Source organism: Thioclava sp. UBA3469, from assembly GCF_002378135.1.
GTDB classification, from domain to species: Bacteria; Pseudomonadota; Alphaproteobacteria; order Rhodobacterales; family Rhodobacteraceae; genus Thioclava; species Thioclava sediminum.
Map to the genome: position 1 here is coordinate 22634 of NZ_DFRG01000092.1, position 18009 is coordinate 40642.

Genomic DNA, 18009 nt, shown 5'->3' on the forward strand with positions numbered 1-18009 from the left:
TCCTATCAGGTCGTGATGGGCCGCTGACCGGCATGGGCGCGGGTCAGCAGGTCGAGAATGCCGTCGCGCGTGATTTCGCGCGGGTTCTTGTAGGGGTTCTGGACGGCCATATCGGCGGCGCGCGCCAGATCGCTTTCCTTGAGGCCAAAGTCGGCCAGCGCGAGCGGGGCCCCGATGGAGCGCGCGAAGTCGTAAAGACCGCCGCCCAGATCGCCGCCGAACAGCTCGGTCGCTCGGGCGAGCTGCGCCGACGCGGCCTCGGCGTTATAGGCGGCGGTATGCGGCAGCAGGATCGCATGTGTCTCCGCATGGGGCATGTCGAACCCGCCGCCGAGCGTGTGGCAGAGCTTGTGATGCAGCGACATGGCGACTGCGCCCAGCACGGTGCCGCACAGCCATGACCCGTATAGCGCATCGGCGCGGGCATCGCGATCCTCCGGCGTCTCGACGATCCGCGGCAGTGCCGATTTCAACGCACGCAGCCCTTCGACCGCCATCAGCGAGGTGACGGGGTTCGCGTCGGGCGCATAGAGCGCCTCGACCGCGTGGGCCATCGCGTTCAACCCGCTCGCGACGCTCATCGCGACCGGCAGGCCCAGCGTCAGATCGGGATCGTAGATCACGGTTTCCGGGCGGATATTGGGATCACGGACGGTCGTCTTCTGCCCGTTCTCTGTCTGGCCGAGAATGTCGGTCACCTCGGAACCGGCATAGGTCGTCGCGATCACCACCTGCGGCGCGTCGTTGTGCCAGGCGATGGCCTTGCCCAGACCGATGGTCGAACCGCCGCCGAGCGCCACAACGCAATCGGCCTTGGTCTCGTTATAAACCTCGAGCGCCGCTTCGGTCACGGCGACGGGCGTGTGCATCGCGGCTTCGGTGAAGGTTCCGGCCGCCATCTCCCCGAGGTCTTTCGCAAGCGCCTCGGCGTCGTTTTTCTGGAACGGCGTCGACAGGATCAGTGCGCGGGCGCAGCCCAGTCTCTCCACCTCCTCGGCGACTTTCGCCAAGGTCCCGGAGCCAAAGACGATGCGCCCCGGAGTGGATGTGTAGATGAACGCTTCAGGCATGGTTCCTCCCTGCGCCTCGCACAGACGAGGCGTTGAATTGAGCCAGCGTGGGCCGCGAGGTTACTCCTCGCGACGCCGACGCGCGGTCGTGTAGATGAGCGCCGCCACGAGGATCAGCACCCCCTGGAAGCCGTATTGGTAGGCCTGCGACAGACCGAGGAAGGACACGGCGTTGAGCACTTCGGTCAGAAGCACCGCGCCCAGCAGCGAGCCGATGAAGGTGCCGCGCCCGCCGAGAAGGCTGGTGCCGCCCAGCACGACCGCGGTGATGCTGCCCAGCGTGTAGTTCACGCCTTGCGCCGGGTCGCCGACGCCGATCTGCGCCATCAGCATGATCGCACCAAGTGCGGTCAGCAGCGACACGGCGATATAGCCGAGCACGAAGGTCCGGTCCGTGCGCACGCCGATCCGACGTGCGGATTCCTCATGCGAGCCGACTGCGCGAAGCTGCCACCCTGCCCGCTTGCGGCGCAGACCCAGCTCCATCGCGATTGCGATCGCGATCATCACCACGAAGGCGACCGGCACCGGGCCGAAGCTCCGGGTGAGCGTGTCGATCACATCGAAGGAGATGTAGCCGCCCGGACCTTCGCGCAGCACGAAGCTCATGCCCTGCAAACCGATGAACATCGCCAAAGTGGCTGCGATAGGCGTGAAATTGGCGAAGCGGATCAGCACGCCGTTGATCAAGCCGACGACGATCGCCGCGCCGAACATCAGCGCGAAACCGAGCGCCATCGTCGTGGCCGGGCTGCCATCGTTGATAAAGAAGGACCCGATCACGACGAGGAAACCGGCGAGCGGCCCGACCGACAGGTCGATCCCGCCCATCAGCAAGGCGATGGTCTGCCCCAGGGCGATGAAGCCAAGCGCGGTGGCGAGGATCAGGATATTCGAGACGTTGAAGGACGACAGGTAATTCTCGTTCTGCGCGCTTACGAACAGCGCGAGCAACACGGTCACCAGCGCGAGCGGCACGATGGTCGCATTATCGGTCTGCACGAAATGGCGCAGTTTCGCGCCGAAGCCCTCTTTCGCCTGATGCTCTTCATCGACGTGATGCGCATGCGTGTCGGCCTCGACCGCAGCCCCGACGATGCGGGCCTCGGTGATGTCGTCACCGCGCAGGGTCTCGACGATGCGGCCCCGCGACATGACCAGAACGATGTCGCACAGCCCTTCCAGTTCCGCCGCATCCGAGGAGTTGACGATCACCGGGGTGCCTGCATCGGAGACTTCGCGCAGGATCCGGTAGATCTCGAAACGCGCGCCGACATCGACGCCCTGCGTGGGTTCGTCGGCCACGATGAAGCCCGGCTCCGACAGAAGCGCGCGGGACATCACGATCTTCTGCTGATTGCCGCCCGAAAGCTGGGAGACCTTCGCCTCGACGCCCGCGGCCTTCACCGCCAGCGAGGAGAACACCTCCTGCACCTTCTGCATTTCTTTCTTACGATCCAGCACGCCGCTCGAGGCATATTTGTCGAGCGAGGCGAAGGTCGCATTTTCTCGGATCGTCAAATCCGCGGCGAGGCCTTCCGAATGGCGATCTGACGGCATGAAGGCGGCCGCGTGTTTCAGCTCTTTCGATGCGAGCGTCCGGCCATGAAGCTTGATCGCGCCGCGATGGGGCTGAAGGCCGACCAAGGCGCGCATCAGATCGGACTGGCCGTTGCCCTCGACACCGGCGACGCCGATGATCTGGCCGCGCCCGAACGAGAAGGACACGTCCGAGAATTTGCGACCGCTGAGGCCTTCGACCTCGAAGTTGATCGGTGGATTGGCGTCGGCGCATTTCGGCGGGAAGGCAGAGGCCAGTCTCCGCCCGACGATTAGGTCCAGAAGTTCGGAATTGGTGATCTCGCTCGCCGGCGCGCTGCCACGGTGGCGGCCATCGCGCAACACGGTCACGCGGTCCGCGATCTGACGCAACTCGGCCAGACGGTGGGTGATGTAGATGACGGCGGTGCCGGAGGCTTTCAGCGCCCGAACCTTCGCGAACAGCATATCCGTCGCGTCCTGATCAAGCGCGGCCGTCGGTTCATCCAAAATAAGCACGCGGGGCTGGACGGCGAGTGCTTTCGCCAGCTCCAGCAGGTGTTTCTGCGCGATCGTCAGGGTATCGACGCGCGCGTTCAGGGGCACCTCAAGGCCGACCTCTTCCAGCAGGCGTTGGCCAACGCGGTCCTTGCGGTCGCCCTGGAAGACAGAGGCAGGCAGCGAGACCTGCAGGTTCTCGAGCACCGTCATGTCGGGCAGGATCGCCGGGTGCTGATAGGAGATCGCGACGCCAAGCGCCGACGAGCTTTCCGGCGAGAGCGGCATCACGTCCCGCCCGTCGAATTCGATCCGGCCAGTGCTGGGCTGCAAAACGCCGGTGATCAGGTTCATCAGGGTCGATTTCCCGGCCCCGTTCTCGCCCAGGATCGCGTGCACTTCGCCCGCGTGAATGTCGACGCTCACCTCGCTCAGGGCGCGGACCGCCCCGAAGGATTTCGACACGCCGTGCAAGCGGATCACGGGGGTGCCCGTTGACGTTTCGCGGAGCCCGTCCGCCTTCTCCATCGGTTCGATTTCAGCCAATGCTATCATCCGTTTAGTTCCGCCGATCTGAGGGGTTGGCGCGGGTATTTCCGGGCGGATCGCGCCGCCCGGAAACAGGGGAGGTTACTGACCGACGGCCTTCGCCTGCTCGTCACCCGAAAGCTGAGCAGAGAGATAGATCGCGCCGGGCAGATCCGAGCGACACTGGACGGGGTTGGGATCCCCATCGGTCGAGTCCTCGAAGTTCGGGGCCTTGAAGATTTCCTCCGACGGCGGGGTGCCACCGGTCGCTTCCGCGATCGCCCATTGCACGGCGAGACGAACGTTGTCGTTGCCGGTCGCGACCGTGAAGAGCTTGAAATCGGGGTTGTCGGCGTGGGTCTTCTCCCAGAAGCAGCCGAGCGAGTTGCCGTCCGAGGTCGCGAGCGCCGGGATCGAGCGGTCGAAATTCGCAAACACCGGCAGCGCGCCCACGAGCGACGGGCCGAAGTCGGACACGATGACGTCGATATTGTCATGCTGCGCAATGGCGGCCGACAGCACCTGCTGCGTCAGGGACGGATCCCAGTTGGTAACCGCGAAGGGGTCCGGGTTCAGGAACTTGTAGCTGTCGTCGAGGATGTTCTTCATCCCCTTGAGCTCGTCCAGACCCTGGCTGTTGCCCGCCGGGCCCGACAGGAACAGGATGTTCGCGCCGTCCGGAAAGTTCTCCTTGATCCACTTGCCCCAGCTTTCGCCGTCATAGACGAAGTCGGCACCGACGAAGCGGGTGTAGTTCTTGCCAGCCTCACCGCCAACATTCACGCGGTAGGGCACGACGACCGCGCCCGAGCGGTAGGCTTTGGTCAGCGCGGGCAGGATTGCAGGACCGGCATCGCCGAAGACGACCATCGCGTCGACACCGCGCGCCGCCATCGAGTTGATGTCGGAGATCGCCTTCTGCGTGTCGCCCTGACCGTCGGCATAGTAGTAGTCGGTGATGCTCGGACACTTCGCGGCTTCCTCCTTGCCCGAAGCGGTCGTCACCAGTCGCCAGCTATTGCCACCGAAACCGTCGAGCAGCGCCAGCGAGGCTTTGTTCGGGCCGCACCAGGAGGGTGCGTCCTCTGCGCTGGCCGCCGAGGCCGAAAGGGCAATTCCAAGCCCCAGCGCCATATAGGCAGCGCATCCTTTCAGGTTAGACAGTTTCATGGTTCTCCTCCTCTGTAGAACTTGTCTGTTCTTTCTTGAAACGGTTCGTCCATTCGATCGAGTAGACCCCGATGCCGAATACAAGAGCGAGCGCCTGCACGATGGTCTGCGCCGAGTACGGCACACCGATCGACAGAGCGAACTGGCTGAGCTGATTGAGAAAGAAGGCGGCGATGACGACCGAGATCGGAAAGCCGCGCCCTCCCAGAAGCGATGTCCCTGCCAGCACCACGACGGCGACCGAGGGCAGAAGCAGGCTGTTGCCCTGAAATGCCGTGGGTTCGCGCGTGATCCCTGCGATCAGGATGCCTGCGGTGCAGTAAAGGATCTGCGCCGCCACATAGGCCATCGCCTGATAGGGTTTGACGCTCAGACCCGCCGCGCGGGCCGCCTTCGGGTTGGCCCCGATCGCCTCGAAGCGACGGCCAGCCACCGTCTTTTTGAGGCCGAAGGACACGAGAGCCAGAATGGCGAGGGCGAACAGCACCGAATGGGGAATGCCCAGGGTCTGACCGCCCGCGATATGGGCCAGCAGATTCGTGGTGATCCGCGGCACGCCGCCCGAGATTGCGAAGACCGCCGAGAACAGAAGCGCGTTCATCCCGATGGTCGCGACGATCGCGTTCAGGCGGAAATAGGCGACCATGATACCATTGAGCACCCCCGCGGCGAGCGCAAAGCCGATCGCGATGATCAGGGCGGGCAGAAGTCCCGCATCCTGGCCGTTGGGCATGTGGGTGGCGATCACCACCGCGAGCGATACCGAGCCCGGCACCGACAGATCGAAGCCGCCCTGCTGCACCACCAGCATCTGGCCGAGCCCGACGATGCCAAGCACCGCTGCGAACGGCAGGCTGCCCATCAGCGACCCGGCGGTGACCGCCGAGGGCGCGAAGATGATGCAAAGGAGGATGAGCGCCAGCGTCGAGGCGACGATGGTCACGAAGCCCTTCGACAGGGACATCGAAGAAAGTCCCATCGAACCTCCGAAGCTATGCGGCGTCGTCTCAGCCATGTTTTCTCCTCCTCCCTCGCGTCGCGTCTCAGCTGATTTCCAAGGTGACCTTGACCGCCTTGTCGGGCGACTTGCCAAGCTCCAGCGCGGTCATCGCGTCATCGATGTTGTAGCTGTGGGTCTGGATCGGCGAGAGATCGAGCCCGGTGCGCTCCAAGAAACGGATCGCCGCCGGCCAGACGCCGGGCGAGCCGATGCAGCCTTTCACGTTGAGGTTCTTGATCTGGATCTTGCCCAGCTCGACCGGGAATTTCTGGCCGATATTGATGCCGACCATCGAGACATCCCCGTCGTCGCGGGCATAGTCGAAGACATTGGCCAGCGAGGCCGGATGGCCCGCACATTCGACCACCAGATCGGCGCCGCCCTTGGTCATCTCCTGCACCGCTTCAATCGGATCGCCGTCGGTCGGGTCGATCGTGCCGTCCGCGCCGAGCTTCATCGCGATCTCGCGACGCAGCGGCACCGGGTCGACCACGATCACGCGGGCGCCCATGCCGATCGCCGCGGCCGCCGAGACAAGGCCGATCGTGCCGCCGCCCGAGACGACGACCGTATCTGCCGCGCAGACGCCACCATGGCGCAGCACCGCGTAATAACCGCAGGTGAAGGGTTCGATCAGCGCGCCTTTCGCGTCGTCCACCGCATCGGGCAGCTTGTGCAGCCATTCGGGACGCGCGGCGAAGAATTCGCGATCCGCACCGTCCATCGAGAAGCCGAAGTGGTGGATACGCTCGGGCGTGTTGATCACGCATTCGCCGACCACACGATCGCCGGGCTTGAACCCGTCGACATTCTTCCCGACCTCGACGACTTCGCCGACCCATTCGTGGCCCGGAACGACCGGATAGGAAATCGGGATGATGTATTGACCGGCCAGCAGCTCGTAATCCGAGTGGCAAATCCCAACGCGGCGCGACTGGATTAGCACCTCGTTGTCGGTGATGCCAGGCGTCTGCACCTGCGTCACGATGGGCTTGTTCGGTTCGTCGAAGATCAGGGCTTTCATGTCAGGCTCCAACTTTCGCTGCGGCGGGTTGCGCCACGCGTTCGATTTGACCGCTGCGGGAGGAGGCGAAGACCGCCTCGAGCAGCGCGATATTGTCGACCAGATGATCGGCGGTGATCGGGTAGGTTTCCTGTCCGCGCACGGCGCGGGCGAAACTCACCAGGTTGTCCTTCACGGGCTCGGCCTTGCCGATCTCGACGGTCTCGATCGGCCCGCCAGCCATGGCCGAGGTCACGATCCAGCCGTCGGGCGCCTCGACATGCGCCTTGTCGCGGATGTCGATCCAGCCTTTCGAGCCGTAGACCGTGAAGCGGGACATGAACGGGTTCGACAGCGAAGCCGACACGTAGGAGGTCCCGCCCCCGGCGAATTTCACATAGGCCGCGACCGTGTCGCCCTGCGGCAGTTCCGAAGACAGCTGCTCGCAGATGCACAGCACGCTTTCTGCGCGGCCCAGAAGGCGGACCGACAGATCGAGCAGGTGGATACCCGTCGCGGTCATGCCGCCAGCGGGTGCTTCGCTCGCCTGAACGCGCCAGTTGCTCGGGTCCATGCCGACGAACTTGTCGTGGCTGAAATTGGCCTCGATCTGCTGGATACGACCCAGCTCGCCCGCGTCGGCCTTCGCCAGCATCTCGGCGATCGGCGGCTCCCAGCGGCGCTCGTGACCCATGCCCAGAACCAACCCGGCTTCGGCGCAAAGCGCGACCGAACGGGCGGCTTCTTCTGCGGTGAGCGCGAGTGGCTTTTCGCAGAAGACATGTTTGCCTGCCGCGACGGCCTTGGCGATCTGATCCGTGTGCAGCGAGTGCGGCGTCGCCAAAACGACAGCCTCGACCTCGGGATCGTTCAGCGCATCGGCGTAATCCGCGCTAAGCGTCACGCCCTTCTCGGCGCAGAGATCGCGCACCGCGTCCATGTTCGGCTCCACCGCGCGGACGACCGTGATGTCGTCGGGGGCGCTCGACAGAACGGCGAGCATCTTCTGCCCCCACCATCCCATGCCCACGAGGGCGATTTTGACCGGCCCCGACATCAGCGGTTGTCCACGCGCTTGGAGAACGGACGGATCGAGACGGACTTCCACAGACCGACCTTCGCGAAGGGGTCGTTGCGGTTGAACTCCTCGACCTCTGCGAGGCTGTCGGCCTCCAGCACGAAGCAGCTGCCGATCATGGTCTCTTCGTCGTCGCCCAGAAGCGGGCCCGAAATCACCGTTTTCACCGGTGCCTGGGCCAGATAGGCCTTGTGGTCCTCGTAATTGGCCAGCCGCTTATCGACGGCGCCGTCATGGTCGAGGCAATGGATTACGTAATGCATCTCAGTCTCCTCACTTCGCCGGGATGATCTTGCGTTCGCGCAGCTCTTCGAAGACGTCGAAGAAGCTGTCGGGCGTGCTCTGATAGGCGTCGAAGCCCAGCTTCCGGCTGTTGGTCATATCGGTGAAGCATTCCAGCTCGCGGCCGAGATCGGCGTCGCTGTGCCACCACGAGGCGAGCTTGGTCACAGGGATGTCCTGCAGCCCATATTGAGCCACCATCTCCGACCAGATTGCGGGCGCATCCGCCATCTGCTCTTCGAGCGGCGTCGTGTGACCGGGGTATTCCGCGACCTCGAGGCCGAAATACTCGGCGATCCGCGCCCAGAGCCACGTCCAGCGGAAGACATCGCCATTTGCGGTGTTGAAGGGTGTGTTCGCAGCTTCCGGCGTCGTCGCGGCCCAGTAGAACTGTTTGGCGAGGATGCGCGCATCGGTCACATCGGTGACCGCGTTATATTGCTCGGGCGAACCGGGATAGAGGAACGGCTTGCCGGTGTGCTTGCAGATCGAGGCATAGACCGCGAGCGTGACCGCCATGTTCATGTAATTTCCGACCGTGAAGCCGATCATCGTGTGCGGGCGGTGCACCGACCAGGTGAAGCCGTATTTCTCGGCCATCTCCAGCAGCACATCTTCCTGCGCGTAGTAGAAGTTCGGCCCCGGCAGACGCGGGCTCGATTCGAGGAAGGGCGTGTAGGGCGTGACCTTGGCGTAATCGTCGAACGAACCGAGGTAATGCTTGAGGCCCGTCACCAGCGCTCCGTGTTTGATCGGCGCGCCTGCGATCCCCTCGAAGAGGTTGCGCACCATCATCCCGTTCACGCGGACGTTCTCTTCCTCGTTGGCCTGACGCGACCAGGTGCAATAGAACACATGCGTCACGTCCTTGGCCGCAGCCAGCGCGGCCTTGCTGGCTTCCGCATCGGTCAGGTCTGCGGCAATGTGCCGGTCGGACCACTCGAGATCGACATCGCTGCGCGACACCGTCACGACCGTCCAGCCGTGAGATTTCAATTCGCGCGCGGTGTAGCTTCCCGAGAGGCCGGTCGCCCCGACAATCAACGCAATATTCTGTTCAGCCATGGGTCTTCGCCCCTTTCTTGCAGTTCCGTTTCGTCAGGTGGTGACGAGAATTTTCAGATGTTCCCCGGCGGGATCGAGAAGCGCCTCGAAGCCCTTGTCGACGACATCTTCCGCCGCGATCCGCGAGGTGATGACTTTCTCGATCGGGAAATTGCCCGAGGCGACCATGCGGCCGATCCGGGGCCAGATTTGCGTCGGGTAGCACCAGGTCGCTTCGACCGAGATGTCCTTGAGCGCCCAGAGCATCGCGTCGATGCTGGCGGGTTTCATGTGCAGACCCACCTGCACGACCTTGCCCTGGCGGCGCACCGCTTCGGCGCAGGCGTTGAGCGAGGCTTCGAGCCCGACACATTCGAGCGCGACGTCGACGCCGACACCCTCTTCGGTCAGATCGCCGACGACGGTCGGCAGCTCGCCGCTGCGGGGGTCGACGACATGCGCATAGGGCGCGATTTCCGAGATGATCCGGCGACGGTTCGGGTTCGGCTCCGACACGATGATCGTGCTCGCACCCGCCGCACGGGCCGACAGCACCGTCAGCGCACCGATCGGACCGGCGCCCGAGACAAGAACGGTCGAACCTGCCTCGACGCCGCCGCGATCCACGCCGTAAAGCGCGACCGCAGCCGGCTCGATCATCGCGGCCTGATCATCCGTCAGCCCCTCGGGCACGGATTGAGCGTTGTAATCCTTGATGACGGCTTTCTCGCCCATGCCGCCCCAGGCCCAGCTCAGGCCGATGCAGCCCAGTTGCGGCGAGAGGTGATAGAGGCCGCGCTTGCCATAGTAGTCATTGCGTGGCGCCACGAGCGGCTGGACCGAAATGCGCTCGCCCACCGTGACATTGCTGACCTCGTCGCCCACTGCGAGAACCTTGGCGGAAAATTCATGGCCAAGAATCTGCGGGTTGGACGCGCCGGTATAGATATGCGGTTCGGACGGGGTAACGATCGGCCCCGCGATATATTCGTGAAGATCGGTGCCGCAGATGCCGGTCACGATCGGCGCGACCAGAACGTCATCCGGCGCCAGTTTGCTCGACGGTTCTTCGACATCCTCGACGCGGATGTCCTTCGCTCCGTGAAAACGAACAGCTTTCAAAGCCTTTCCTCCCTTTCCAAGTCTCGCGATCCTCTGGGTCTGCCGGGATCACCCCGACATCGAGATCGCCATTTGGCTGCGACGATTCGTAACAAACCAATCCGGCCATCACTGCAGAAAAATTTCCGCTTCGGATAAATTACATCCATCACCACCGTTTTGGCGACGTAATGTCGGCCCAACACATAAGTGGGAGATATAAGCATGAGCCAGACCCAGGTGGCAGACACTGATCAGATCGATACGCAGCAGACGCTTGGCTGGATCGGCGTGGGCAAAATGGGCGGCCCCATGGCGCGCAACCTCGTAGAGAGCGGCGCGAAACTTCTTGTCTCCGATCCGGCGAAGGACAGCCGCGATCGGCTGACCGCATTGGGCGCATCCGAGGCCGCGTCGATCTCGGATTTCGCGGGAGCAGGTATCGTCTTCTCGACGCTGCCGAACGATCAGGCTTTGCTGGATGTCATCGGCAATGGCGAAGACGCAGGCCTCGCAACCACCCTGCCCGCGGGCGCGACGCTGGTCGAGATGAGCACAGTCTCCCCCGAATGCTCCGAAAGCGTTGCGAAGGTTCTCGCAGCGAAGAAAATCAACTATGTCAGAGCGCCGCTTTCCGGCAGCACAGACATGGCGGCGAGTGCCGCGCTCACCGTGCTCGCCTCGGGAGACCGCGCGGGCTGGGACGAAGCGCTCCCCTACATCCGCAAACTCTCTGCACGGCAATTTTTCCTCGGAAACGGAGAAGAAGCGCGCTACATGAAGCTCGTTTTGAACACTCTGGTCGGCGCCTCTTCCGCGGTGCTCTCCGAAGCCTTGGCGATCGGCGCCAGCGGCGGCCTAACCCGAGCCGATATGATGGATGTAATTTGCGAAAGCGCAGTGGCCTCGCCGCTGTTCAAATATAAGCAGAAGCCGGTCGTCGAAGATGACTTCACGCCCGCTTTCACAGTGTCTCAGATGATCAAGGATTTCACGCTCATCAGCGAAGCCGCCCGACGCAACAGCGTGCCGCTGATGACAACCGGCCTGATCCTCGAGCTTTATAGAAGCGCCTCGAACGCGGGTATGCAGGACGAAGATTTCTTCGCATTGGTGAAATGGCAGGAAAAGTTGTCGACAAGATGAAATTGGCGGAGCAGCATTCGGAGGCCATGCAACCTCAGGATGCTGAACTCACGAGTCACGAGCTGTCCCGGATCGTCGATTTTCTCCGGCAGCTTCGTGCGCCCTTCGACGCGAACATGCCCGGCGGCAAGCCGGACGTGTATTTCAACATCACGCTCGAACTGGTCGACGCGCATCTGCGTGTGAACCCGATCGACAAGTCGGGCCTGATCAGCCTCGCCGATGTGCCCTACAGCACCGGCAACCGCATGATCCTGAAGATGATTGAGGACGGCCTGATCCGGCAGGTGCCGCGCGGCAACGGCCTGAAGACGCATTTCCTCGAACCCTCCGACACCCTGCTCAACACCTTCATGGACTACGCGAGCTACGTGAAGGGCCACCTGGCGAAGACCTTCGGCTTGCGGCGCGGGATGGAGACCAGCGAATACTATTTCGGCGGCAGCTATTTCGCCTCGCAGATCATCTCCCCCGTGCGCGGGGAGGACATCTCCTCGATCAACCTTGGCGATATCAAGTTCCTGCTGAACGACGACAACTACTTCATCGCGATGCGCAATATGTGGTCCGACTTCCGCAACGATTTCGGCAAGCGCAGCAGCTTCGATCTTCAGCGTCTGCCAGACCTTTATGCCAACACGCGGCGCACCCTTTCGGAAATGTCGCCGCGCTATGACGTCGTCGCGATGAACATGCCGTGGCTCGGGGAGTTCGCGGAGCGTGGGGAGCTCGCCCCGCTGGACGATCTCATCTCGGATGCCGCGATCAACGCGCTGGATTTCCATCCTTCGGTCTGGGGGACCGGCAACTGGAAAGGGACGCAATACGGCATCCCGCTCTATTGCACGATCGAGATTCTCGCGGCCCGCAAGGATCTGTTCGAGAGCCGCGGCCTCGCCTATCCAAAGACCTTCGACGAGACGATCGCCGCAGCGCGGGAATTCCATAACCCGCAGGACGACTTCTACGGCATCGCGTGGAACGGGCAGCGTGGCATGCCGATCGCGAACTCCTTCATGTTCTTCCTCGCGGCCTGCCGGACTACCGTCATCGACATGCCGCTGCGCAATCAGGAGAGCTGGAGCTTCGACACGTTCGAAAAGCTGAAGCTTCAGATCGACACCGAGGATGCGCTCGAAGTGATCGAATACATGAAGCAGCTCGTCGAGGTTTCTCCCCCCGACATCGCGACGATGGATTGGGAGCGGCGGATCCACTACTTCATGTCGGGTCAGACCGCGCTTGCCTATTGCTGGACGATGCGTGCGGCGCGCTTCGAGCATGAGCTGAGCTCCCGCGTTGCCCGGCGTGTGGCCTACTTGCCGCCACCGTCGCGCCGGATGCGTCGCGTGTCTGCCCCGATTGGCGGTTTCCTTCTGACGATCCCCGCCTATGTCGAACCCGCGCGGCAGAAGCAGATCATCGACGCGATTGCTTGGATGGTCTCGCCCGAGGCGATGAAAGAGCACGTGAAGAACGGCTTCCCCGTGGCTCCGCGCTTCTCGGTCTGCGCCGACCCGGAGGCGCTGGCCTCCTCACCCATCGTCAGCATGGTCGACCGCATGGCGCGCAAGAACGAGCTGGTGACCTGGGCGCGCCCGCCGGTGCCGGAATTCAACCTGATCGAACGCACGCTCGGGGAAGAAATCCACGACATCGTCTTCAACGGAAAATCGCCCCAACGCGGCCTGAGAGACGCGGAGAACCGAATTCTCGACGCCGTCCGATCCGCGGGCTGAGACTGCTTCCCGCTGGCTGACCCCTCGCGCTCGGGAGTAACGCTTGGCTGACCAGCCCCGGGTCATCCAACCGGCCGAGACTGGTGCCAGGGTAGCGTTCACGCCGGGCGGTGCAGGTTGAAGCAATCGCCCGACATGCGGCATCGAGACGCCGATCCTGATGCTCATCCCGGAATTTCTGACGGTGCTCCTCTCCCTCGTGGAGCGCGAGCCTGCGCTTCGTCACGTCGAATATTGGGTTTCTACCTATTCGACCTGGCTGACTGCAGCGGAGAAAGCGCGGGACCACGTGCTCGATCTGCATATGGCCATTCTCGACGAACGTTGTGGATCTAATTTTTGGATGGCAGGTCGACACGTCATCCACTTCGGGATGCCCCAAAGCCCCTAGACGGACCCTCCGTAGATAAGTGACGGGGGCACGGGTGGTGATGCGCGCAACCCATGCCGCATGAGCGGACGGATCGGCCGGTTTCCGGATATCGTCAGGCGAGCTCGGCAGCAGGCGGCGGCGCGGCCTCGGGGGCGGAGACGGCCTCATGGCCCAGATTGCTCTGAACCTCGCGTTCATATTCCCCGACGCGCTGCACGTTATGCATGATCCGCGTGAACCAGCGCATCGCATCGGTCGCCTGAAACGTCTCCTGCATCGTATAGAGCCCGACATGCTCGCCAAGCAGAAGCCCGCGCCGGTGCCGCGCGAAGCGATGGGCGACGGGCGTGGCCATCAGCGCCATGCGCGCCCCGATCTGCGGCAGATCGAGCGGACGGTCAGGCGAAAGGCAGGCGGCGAACCATTGCGCGGGCTTCGACGTGATCTTGCCGCGCAGAAGGATCGCGATATAGCCGCGATGTTCGGCCTGCTCCACCAGCCGCATCAGATGGTCGGCCTGATGCATCAGCGCGGCGAAGGCGGCGGCCTCGGTGGGCTTGTCGCGCGGAACCGAAATCTGCGCCATGTAATCCTTCAGCTCATCGAGCGCGATCCCGACCCGCGGGCCCAGTGCCGACATCCGCCGCAGATCGCGCGCAGGGCCGACGGCCAGCGAATAGGCCGAGAAGACCTCGCGCGCGGCCCAGATCACCATCGCATGGGCCGATTGCATCGCCGCGCCCTCGTCGCTCAGCAGGTGGCGGTCCAACTCGGGCGGTGCGCGCCCGCCCAGATCGGGGCGCAGCTTCGCGACGAGCGTCGCGAATTGGCGTGTGACGGGCAGAAAGACCAGCGTCCCCAGCAGGTTGAAGCCGGTGTGAAACAGCACCAGCGCGGTATCCACACCGGTGCGCGCGGCCAGCGCTTCCAGAGGCCCCGCGATTAGCTGCAGCAGCGGAAAGGCGATCACCATCGTCCCGCAATTGAACAGCAGGTTCGCGATTGCGGTCTGCTGCATCGCCCGCGATCCCCCGAAGGCGGCGATCAGGGCGGTGAAGGTCGTGCCGAGGTTCATCCCGATCACCGCTGCCGCCGCCTGTATCAGCGGCAGCGCGCCGTTGCTGACCAGCACCAGAACCACCGCGATGGCCGCCGAGGAGGATTGCATCACCACCGTGACCCCCAGCCCCAGCGCCGCCATCGCGAGCAAGCCGCCCACTCCGGTACCGGGGATGCGCTCCACCGTGATCCAGTCCGCGGCCCCCGACATGCCCTGCTGCATCATGTCGAGCCCGATGAAGAGCAGGCAGAACCCCGCAAGCACGCGCCCGATGCGCGCCGCCCGGCCATGCGAGAGAAACAGCGTCAAGCTCGCGAAGAACAAAAGCCCCATCGCTACCGCGCCCAGCTTTAGCTTGAAGCCGACCAGCGACACGATCCAGCCGGTGACGGTGGTGCCGATATTGGCGCCGTAGATCACGCCGAGCGCCTGCGTGAAGCTCAGAAGCCCCGCGCCGACGAAGCCGACCGTCATCACCGTGGTCGCTGAGGAAGACTGGATCACTGCCGTCGTGACCAAACCGCTCGCGACGCCTTTGAGCGGCGTGGTGGTGAACCGTGCCAGCAGGCGGCGCAGGTTCGCGCCTGCCGCTTCGCGCAGCGCCTCGGTCATTATCTTCATGCCGAGCAGGAACAACCCGATTCCGCCCAGTGCCGACAGTGTCTCCGACATGGTTTTCCACCCTTTGCCGTCGAGAATGCGACCGCGCGATACGGAATTCAAGCGCTGGCAAGAGCGCCGCGCAAAGCTCTATTTTACTAGACGAATCCGGTTTTGTCTGCCCTGTGAGAGCAGCCCTCCGGGCCGTTTGATGATGACAGCCTAGCCGCGGGCGATGAATTCGAAGGAGAACTTCATTCCCGGCTTCGGCGGGGGCGGGAACGGCGCGGCCCGGCGGACATGGTCGAGCGCCGCCGCATCGAGCCCCGAGGAGCCGGAGCCGCGCAGGATGTGCACCGTGCTCAGCCGCCCGTTCGCGGAGATCACGAAGCCCACCACCGCGCGCCCGCGGCCCTGCCCGCGTCGCTTCGGCGTGGACTGGATCTTGCGGATCACCGAGGCTGCGTATTGCCGGGGCGTTTGACCGGACCGGGCGGCGCTGGGGGCCTTGGCGGGCTGGCCTTTATCGGCGGTGTTGCGCGCCTTGGCCGCGCCTTGCGAGGAGCCGCGCCGGGCGTCGCGGGCGGTATTTCCCGCGTTACTTGGGGGGGCTGGTTTCGCTTCGCTTTGCGCCTGTTTGCTGAGCTTGGCGGCCTGCTGCGGCGCGGGGCGTTCGGGGCGCGCCTCGGGGCGCTGGCTTTGCTGCGGGGCGAGCGTGCTCTGGGCGCGCAAGGTCTCGGGCGTGGAGGCGACGGCGGCGAGGCGGTCCGGCGCTGTGGGCGCGGACGGGCTTGCCGCATCGGGCGTTGCGGGCGTCTCCGGCTGCACCGGGCGCGTGACCTCTCGGGCGATCGGTTCGGCGCGCTCCGGCACGACCGGCGTGGCGCGTCCTGCCGCGAGATCGGCGAAATCATTGCCCAGAAGCGGGGAATCCTGCGCGGCCTGCCCGCGTGCGGGTGGCAGCTCCGGTGCGGTGACCGGCGTCTGCGCCAGTCCCAGCGCGTGCAGCCCGGCCGAGAGCGCAAGCGCCGCGCAGGCGATGAGCGCGCCCCGGGTCATGGCGCCTCTCCCCGTTCGGCCACGAGGCGAATGCCCTGCGCCCCCGCCGCGCTGAGATCGCGGGCCAGCGCCACGAGCGCGGGTGCAGGAGCTGCGCGATCGGGCAGGATTCGGGCCACGCCCTCGGCCTCAGGCGGAAGCTGCGCGATGAAGGCGGACGCATCCGCGACGCCCTTGGGCCAGAGGATGTCGCCCTGCGCGCTCAGCGCCACACGGCCCGGCTCGGGCGCGCGAACGCCTTCCGGCAAAGCGACAAGCTGCAGATCGGCGGGCGGGCGCGCGGCGAGCGTGCCGGCCACGAGGAAGAAGGCCAGCAGCAGGAAGACGACGTTGATCAAGGTCAGGATCGGCTCGCTCCGGCGGCGGGTGAAACGCGTGCTCATCCCAGCACCTCCGCCTGAAGCCCCGGCACCGCGTGCAGCCGCACCAGCAGATCGGCCAGCCGCTGGCTCGACGTGCCGGGTTCGATGCTGACCAGCAGGTGCGGCGGGGTCTGTCCGAAATCGTCTTGCAGGGCCGCCTCCAGCGCGTCCAAGTCCACCGCTTTGCCGTTCAGGCTGAGCCGCTCGGGCCCGAGCTTGAGGAAAGCCAGCTTGCTCTCGGGCGCAGCCGCGCCCCCTGCCCCGCGCGCCGCGATCGGCAATTCGGTCATGCGCGAAAAGCTCGAGGCCAGCATGAAGAACATCAGCAGCAGGAAGATCACATCGATCAGCGAGGTCATCGACAGGCTGCGGCGGCGAAGCGGCTTGCGCATGTCATTCCCCGGCGGTTTGCACAGCCCGATTGAGCTCGACCCCGACAGGTGCGCTCTCGGGCAGCGCCGGACCGCAAAGCGCCTCGATCATCAGCGCGGCAGTCTGGCTTTCGCGGGCGATGCGGCTCTCGACGAAGGAGAGAAACAGCGAGACCGGCATCGCGATCCCGAGGCCGAGCGCGGTGGTCAGAAGCGCCACCCAGATGCCGCCCGCAAGCTGCGCCGGATCGACCGAAGCGCCTGCGCTCTGCAAGGTCTGGAAGGCTTCGATCATCCCCAGAACCGTGCCGAACAGGCCCAGAAGCGGCGCGGTCTGCGCGATGGCGTCCAGCAGTCGCATCCCGGCCTCGCTGCGGGCGGCGTGGATTTCGGTCTCGGTCTGCAGGCGCGAGCGCAGCGCCTGCGGCTCGGGGGCCGCCATCGCACGGCGGGTCATTTCGGCCAGAGGGCCACGGGCCGACGTGAGGCTCTGGCGCGCCGCCCCGCGCTGGCCCGCCTGCCACAGGTCGAGCGCGGCCTCCAACCGCGCGTGAGCACCGATCCGCAGGCTCGTCAGGTGCCAGAGCTTCCACAGCACCGCCGCCCCGGCGATCACCGAGACACATAGCAGCAGCGCCACGACCCAGCCGCCAAGCGCGACGAAATCGTTCAAACCCTGTTGGATTGCCGCAAGAGAGATCATCCCGTCACCTCCGTTCCGTCGACGCGCGAGCCGGTTTCCAGAGCGTCCGCGCAGGCCGCCTCGTCCGCGCCCTCGCAGGTCTCGACGCCATTGATCAGGACCTGGCCAAGCGCCGCGCAGCGCAGCCCGGCCAGATCGAATTGCCGCACCCGGGGCTTGCCCGCGGGCAGATCGCGGAAATCGAGGAGCAACAGCCGCTCGACCGCGCCCGCGCGAGTGAAGATCACAGCCTCCACCACCAGCGCGTCGAGATCGCTCCCCAACCCGTTCTCCGCCAGAAAAC

17 protein-coding genes are annotated in these 18009 nt (G+C 64.7%); 2 read left to right on the plus strand and 15 right to left on the minus strand.

All coding sequences use genetic code 11. The features are described from left to right. Positions 1–5: 5 nt before the first annotated feature. The 9 genes from B3D39_RS07750 to B3D39_RS07790 all read right to left on the minus strand — a co-directional run bounded on the left by B3D39_RS07750 (position 6) and on the right by B3D39_RS07790 (position 10334). Positions 6–1070, minus strand: coding sequence for a maleylacetate reductase (locus B3D39_RS07750; RefSeq protein WP_274961681.1), 1065 nt, complete (start codon positions 1068–1070; stop codon positions 6–8). A 60-nt stretch (positions 1071–1130) separates the two neighbouring features. Beyond that, on the minus strand, positions 1131–3653 hold the full coding sequence (locus tag B3D39_RS07755; RefSeq protein WP_274961680.1) for an ATP-binding cassette domain-containing protein: 2523 nt from the start codon (positions 3651–3653) through the stop codon (positions 1131–1133). Positions 3654–3737: 84 nt separating this feature from the next. After that, positions 3738–4805 (minus strand): substrate-binding domain-containing protein, encoded by a 1068-nt coding sequence (locus tag B3D39_RS07760; protein ID WP_078522954.1) that lies wholly within the window; start codon positions 4803–4805, stop codon positions 3738–3740. After that, positions 4792–5820 carry an ABC transporter permease gene (locus B3D39_RS07765; protein ID WP_216644126.1) on the minus strand — a complete coding sequence of 343 codons (1029 nt, stop codon included), beginning with the start codon at positions 5818–5820 and terminating at the stop codon, positions 4792–4794. The genes B3D39_RS07760 and B3D39_RS07765 overlap by 14 nt, the downstream gene beginning before the upstream one ends. A gap of 28 nt (positions 5821–5848) precedes the next feature. Further along, positions 5849–6829 (minus strand): zinc-dependent alcohol dehydrogenase, encoded by a 981-nt coding sequence (locus tag B3D39_RS07770; RefSeq protein ID WP_274961679.1) that lies wholly within the window; start codon positions 6827–6829, stop codon positions 5849–5851. Between the two features lies 1 nt (position 6830). Then, positions 6831–7865 (minus strand): Gfo/Idh/MocA family protein, encoded by a 1035-nt coding sequence (locus B3D39_RS07775; RefSeq protein WP_274961678.1) that lies wholly within the window; start codon positions 7863–7865, stop codon positions 6831–6833. Then, on the minus strand, positions 7865–8149 hold the full coding sequence (locus B3D39_RS07780; protein WP_078606176.1) for a YciI family protein: 285 nt from the start codon (positions 8147–8149) through the stop codon (positions 7865–7867). The genes B3D39_RS07775 and B3D39_RS07780 overlap by 1 nt, the downstream gene beginning before the upstream one ends. 10 nt (positions 8150–8159) lie before the next feature. After that, positions 8160–9233 (minus strand): SDR family oxidoreductase, encoded by a 1074-nt coding sequence (locus B3D39_RS07785; protein ID WP_078571707.1) that lies wholly within the window; start codon positions 9231–9233, stop codon positions 8160–8162. A 33-nt stretch (positions 9234–9266) separates the two neighbouring features. After that, positions 9267–10334, minus strand: a complete 1068-nt coding sequence (locus tag B3D39_RS07790; protein ID WP_078547546.1) for a 2,3-butanediol dehydrogenase — start codon at positions 10332–10334, stop codon at positions 9267–9269. A gap of 204 nt (positions 10335–10538) precedes the next feature. On the opposite strand from B3D39_RS07790, the gene B3D39_RS07795 reads away from it, so the two are divergent. Together B3D39_RS07795 and B3D39_RS07800 are read left to right on the plus strand one after the other, a co-directional pair. Next, complete coding sequence (locus B3D39_RS07795) at positions 10539–11459, plus strand: NAD(P)-dependent oxidoreductase (RefSeq protein ID WP_274961677.1); 921 nt, start codon at positions 10539–10541, stop codon at positions 11457–11459. Between the two features lie 26 nt (positions 11460–11485). Further along, positions 11486–13198: an extracellular solute-binding protein gene (locus B3D39_RS07800; RefSeq protein WP_168176823.1), complete on the plus strand. Its 1713-nt coding sequence runs from the start codon at positions 11486–11488 to the stop codon at positions 13196–13198. A 485-nt stretch (positions 13199–13683) separates the two neighbouring features. Here B3D39_RS07800 and B3D39_RS07805 read toward each other — a convergent pair whose 3' ends face one another. The 6 genes from B3D39_RS07805 to B3D39_RS07830 all read right to left on the minus strand — a co-directional run. Next, positions 13684–15303 (minus strand): Na/Pi cotransporter family protein, encoded by a 1620-nt coding sequence (locus B3D39_RS07805; RefSeq protein WP_274961676.1) that lies wholly within the window; start codon positions 15301–15303, stop codon positions 13684–13686. A gap of 150 nt (positions 15304–15453) precedes the next feature. Next, positions 15454–16290 (minus strand): energy transducer TonB, encoded by an 837-nt coding sequence (locus B3D39_RS07810; protein ID WP_286789574.1) that lies wholly within the window; start codon positions 16288–16290, stop codon positions 15454–15456. Continuing rightward, positions 16287–16673 (minus strand): ExbD/TolR family protein, encoded by a 387-nt coding sequence (locus B3D39_RS07815; RefSeq protein WP_274961674.1) that lies wholly within the window; start codon positions 16671–16673, stop codon positions 16287–16289. The genes B3D39_RS07810 and B3D39_RS07815 overlap by 4 nt, the downstream gene beginning before the upstream one ends. Then, positions 16670–17044, minus strand: a complete 375-nt coding sequence (locus tag B3D39_RS07820; protein WP_274961673.1) for an ExbD/TolR family protein — start codon at positions 17042–17044, stop codon at positions 16670–16672. Before B3D39_RS07820 ends, B3D39_RS07815 begins: the two co-directional genes overlap by 4 nt. Before the next feature lies 1 nt (position 17045). Beyond that, positions 17046–17726, minus strand: coding sequence for a MotA/TolQ/ExbB proton channel family protein (locus B3D39_RS07825; RefSeq protein WP_274961672.1), 681 nt, complete (start codon positions 17724–17726; stop codon positions 17046–17048). Continuing rightward, positions 17723–18009, minus strand: a 287-nt coding sequence (locus B3D39_RS07830; RefSeq protein WP_286789575.1) for a hypothetical protein, incomplete at its 5' end; no start/stop codon positions are given. The genes B3D39_RS07825 and B3D39_RS07830, both read right to left, overlap by 4 nt.